This window comes from Sulfurimonas sp. (assembly GCF_027056685.1).
Classification (GTDB): domain Bacteria; phylum Campylobacterota; class Campylobacteria; order Campylobacterales; family Sulfurimonadaceae; genus Sulfurimonas.
In genome coordinates this window covers 1-2,317 of the sequence record NZ_JALUKE010000198.1, presented here as the reverse complement: position 1 = coordinate 2,317, position 2,317 = coordinate 1, and the positions used below count along the sequence as shown (strand labels likewise).

The 2,317-nt window shown below is 35.9% G+C and carries 2 protein-coding genes and 1 pseudogene; 1 reads left to right on the top strand and 2 read right to left on the bottom strand.

The window, feature by feature from the left end; all coding sequences use genetic code 11:
- Positions 1 to 405: phosphotransferase (locus tag MVY38_RS08835; RefSeq protein ID WP_297485347.1), on the bottom strand; the 405-nt coding region annotated here is incomplete at its 3' end.
- A 768-nt stretch (positions 406 to 1,173) separates the two neighbouring features.
- Between MVY38_RS08835 and MVY38_RS08830 the strand changes: the two genes are divergently transcribed.
- Positions 1,174 to 1,851, top strand: coding sequence for an energy-coupling factor ABC transporter permease (locus tag MVY38_RS08830; RefSeq protein WP_297485345.1), 678 nt, complete (start codon positions 1,174 to 1,176; stop codon positions 1,849 to 1,851).
- Between the two features lie 26 nt (positions 1,852 to 1,877).
- Here the strand turns inward: MVY38_RS08830 and MVY38_RS08825 are convergent.
- Positions 1,878 to 2,317: pseudogene (locus MVY38_RS08825) on the bottom strand (cobalt chelatase); the annotation flags it as partial.

Below are 2,317 nucleotides of genomic sequence, written 5' to 3'. Positions count from 1 at the left end.
CCTCACTATATTGTAGGAGTTTAAAAAAGCTTCTGCAAATCTGAAATTTCGACTAATATTATGAAAACTTGCCATAAATCTTGCAAGTGCTTGTATCTGTGCAAGTGTTACACTGCTTGGACTTTCTCCTTTGAGTTTAGTATAGAGATACCACTCGCTCTTCTGACACAAAAACTGGGGAGTATTGAAGCCATTGACACAAAGCACTTTTAGCAGCATCTGATCGGTCTCTATTTTTCTTCCCATCTCCCTTTCATATTTTTTTAAAATATATGCAGATTTTTCATTTTTCACTATATATGTCGTGTCCATAGTGCCATAAGAGGTCTGTATGATCTCCGTAAAATTATATTCTGCAAAAAGAGTATTTACCTCTTGTAAATCAATAATTGTTTTAACTCCCATTACTCACAACTTTCACTTTTTTTCTGCTCCTCAATACATGTAAATAAAGGGCCTCTCTAAAAACCCTAGCAATTCTCAGAGGGAAGAAAAAAAGATGAAATTGTGCAAAACCTTTTTTGAAGCGTAGCCGTAGCTACGGTGATGAAAAGTTTTGTACAAGTTCGCTTTTTTTCTTCCCTCCCTTTGGGCTTTACAGAGGAGTGTACACTCTGCGTTACTCTTTTTCGCCTTAGCTATGGCTAGGCCTTCAAAAGAGTGCCTTGATTGTAAACTCCTCTGTATAGCTGAGAGTTACTAGAGTTTTTAGAGATGCCCTAAAATTATAACACTAAAACTTTATGCTATAATTGGCTTATAATTTTAAGGGCATCTCTAAAAACCCTAGCAATTCTCAGAGGGAAGAAAAAAAGATGAAATTGTGCAAAACCTTTTTTGAAGCGTAGCCGTAGCTACGGTGATGAAAAGTTTTGTACAAGTTCGCTTTTTTTATCCCTCCCTTTGGGCTTTACAGAGGAGTGTACACTCTGCATTACTCTTTTTCGCCTTAGCTATGGCTAGGCCTTCAAAAGAGTGCCTTGATTGTAAACTCCTCTGTATAGCTGAGAGTTACTAGAGTTTTTAGAGGTGCCCTTAATAGAATCATGGTGGAAATCCTGAGCTCTCCCGGAACTGTAAGCCATCTCCGTATGGGGTATGGTAAGCCAGATCTTTTAAAGTAAAAAATTTAAGTAGAGTAACGGGTTATTATCTACTTACAAAAGGAAATATATGCATATTGAACCAGGTGTAGTGAGTGGTGCAAAAATGTTACTGAGTTATGGAACTGCAACCGTAGTTCTTGGTGCTACTGCAAAAGTAGCGTATGATAATATAAAAGAGAATGGTGTTGTTTCGTTAATACTTAAAAGTATTATTGCAGCTTCTATTGTCTTTTTCTGTTTTGAAGTTTTACCACACTATCCAATAGGCGTAAGTGAGGTACATCTTATTTTAGGAACAACTATCTTTTTGGTATTTGGAATTGCACCTGCTAGTATTGGTTTGGCACTTGGGTTACTTGTTCAAGGACTTTTCTTTGAGCATTCTGATTTACCACAGTACGGCATCAATGTAACAACACTTCTTGCAAGTATATTTGCTTTAAATATGGCAGCAAAAAAAGTTATACCTCAAGGTGTAGCATATAAAGATATAACATACACACAACTCCTTAAACTCTCTATTGTTTGGGAAGGTGCTATTGTTGCATGGGTTGCTTTTTGGGCGTTATATGGACAAGGATTTAGTGCTGAAAACATCCACAATGTTCTTACTTTTGGTGCAGCATATATGTCTGTAATCATCTTAGAACCACTTGTAGATGTAGCAGTTTTAGCAGCTGTAAAAGCCTACAATAAAACAAATGAGTGTAACTTCTTATTTGATAAAAGACTTTGTGCAGCGTAAAATTGCTCGTAAAAAACTAGAGGCTTTTAAAGCCCTAGTTTTTTTATTTCTACTTCAATATTTGCTCTAAATATTTCTCTTACTTCTTCTTGTTCTATAAGATTAAATTTTTTATCTTGCGTAAATGACGCAACAATCCTTGCATCACAATACTCACCAACTTCCTCACAAATCTCTTTCATATCGTTGTCATAGTGATTTCCACTGACAAGCAACATTGGAACTATCTGTACTTTTGCTTTTTTATCTCCAGCTGTAAGTTTAAGAATATCTCGTTTTATGGCATCTTTTATGGCAAAGAATGGAAACTCTCCCTCAAGAGAACAGGTGAGATTTTTTTCGTTTATCATCTTTAAAAAGTTGGCAGTGTAGTTGACTGCCTCAAGCCCAGCTAAGTTTAGAACAGGAACGCCATGAATAATGTAGAGGTTAATAACATCACTATTTTTTTGTCGAATTTTTGCAT

Coding starts and splice junctions, on each gene's coding strand:
- MVY38_RS08830 (WP_297485345.1), top strand. CDS start 1,174: ATGCATATTGAACCAGGTGTAGTGAGTGGTGCAAAAATGTTACTGAGT.